The 1,793-nt window shown below is 46.9% G+C and carries 3 protein-coding genes; all 3 read left to right on the top strand.

Features of this window, described 5'->3' with window-relative positions:
• Positions 1–186, top strand: a 186-nt coding sequence (locus A3762_RS27500; RefSeq protein ID WP_197469203.1) for a hypothetical protein, incomplete at its 5' end; no start/stop codon positions are given.
• A gap of 151 nt (positions 187–337) precedes the next feature.
• Positions 338–976 (top strand): phosphoribosylanthranilate isomerase, encoded by a 639-nt coding sequence (locus A3762_RS10860; protein ID WP_068755441.1) that lies wholly within the window; start codon positions 338–340, stop codon positions 974–976.
• A partial coding sequence (gene trpB / locus A3762_RS10855) for a tryptophan synthase subunit beta (protein ID WP_068755439.1) occupies positions 960–1,793 on the top strand: 834 nt, incomplete at its 3' end. The genes A3762_RS10860 and trpB, both read left to right, overlap by 17 nt.

Below are 1,793 nucleotides of genomic sequence, written 5' to 3'. Positions count from 1 at the left end.
GCTCAGCCTTATGGTTTGTTTTTAACGGATGTGGGCTATCCCGATCAATATGATTTGCCCCGCTCAGGCGGCGCGCCAAGCTTGATTCAGGCAATGCTGGCGATGTCAGGCTCTAATAAAGTTGATTGGGATGTTATTTCGCCTGCAGATATGTGGGATATCGCGCGACCAGGAAATAATAAATAGGGGCACTAACCTTTGGTCGATTAGTCCACATGCCAAAGGTTTATTGTTTTTACGATCTTCTGTAAAAAGCTTCAAACAGTTATACTGGGCTGCTGCGGGCTTCACGCTTAGTGAAGACTCTCTCGATTTATTCTGATAAGTGTTTGCTTTCATGTTTTCTAATTCGCGCACACGAACAAAAATCTGCGGTATTACGCGACCTGAAGATGCCCTTGCTGCGGTATATGCAGGAGCTGATGCTATTGGTCTGGTTTTTTATGCGCCAAGCCCTCGTTCTGTAACGGTTGATCAAGCGAAAGAGATTTGCATCGTACTACCTCCGTTTGTTGGTGTTGTCGCGTTGTTTGTAGACGCAGAGCCCTCTCTTATCCATCAGGTGTGTAAAGAGTTGCCAGTGACTTTGCTCCAATTTCATGGGGATGAGAGTGAATCTGATTGTCAGGGTTACGGCGTACCATACATTAAGGCGTTGCGTGTACGTTCATCTGAGGATTTTACGAACGCCGAAAATAATTATCCAACCGCGACCGGTATCCTCGTAGATACCTACAAAGCTGGTGTGCAGGGCGGAACTGGCGAAATATTCGACTGGGATCTTTTACCTGTTCAGCGATCTAAGCCGCTAATTTTAGCGGGTGGTCTTACTCATCAAAACGTGGCGAAAGCAATTGCGCACGTTCAACCATACGCGGTTGATGTGAGTGGTGGTGTTGAAGCATCAAAGGGCATCAAGTCATCACAATTGATACAACAATTTTTACAAGAGGTGTCCTGTGGGAGCAGAAGCTAACGCTAAGTTTACCGAACAGTTTCTAAGTACTTTACCAAGTGATACTGGCCACTTTGGGCCTTACGGGGGTCGCTTCGTTTCGGAAACTTTATTCGCGGCATTGAACGAACTAGAAGCAAAGTACCGCGAACTTAAAAATGATCCGGAATTCGTTAAGGAATTCGACAAAGATCTTGCTGATTATGTTGGTCGTCCTTCACCTTTATATTTTGCTGAAAGACTGACAAAAGAAGTTGGTGGAGCCAAGATTTACTTCAAGCGTGAAGATCTAAACCATACTGGCGCGCACAAAGTTAACAATACGATTGGTCAGGCATTGCTTGCTAAATATCTCGGGAAGCCTCGTGTTATAGCCGAGACAGGCGCGGGTCAGCATGGTGTGGCTTCTGCTACGGTTGCTGCGCGAATGAATCTTGATTGCAAGGTCTTTATGGGTGCCGAAGACGTTCAACGTCAAGCTTTGAATGTATATCGCATGAAGCTGCTAGGTGCAGAAGTTGAAGCTGTAACGAGTGGTACGAATACGCTTAAAGACGCAATGAATGAAGCGTTGCGCGACTGGGTAACTAATGTCGATAACACTTTTTACATCATCGGTACGTGTGCAGGCCCGCACCCGTACCCAATGCTTGTGCGTGATTTCCAGTCGATTATTGGTCGCGAAGCGCGAGCGCAATGTCTTGAGAAAGAAGGACGCTTGCCTGATGCGCTAGTGGCTTGTGTTGGTGGTGGCTCGAACGCCATCGGCTTGTTCTATCCCTTTATTTGTGACGAAGGTGTAGAGATGTACGGCGTCGAAGCGGGTGGCTTTGGCATC

The sequence above is a fragment of the Oleiphilus sp. HI0125 genome (assembly GCF_001635355.1).
The sequence above is the reverse complement of the archived record's forward strand: the minus strand, read 5'-3'. Positions and strand labels throughout refer to the sequence as shown.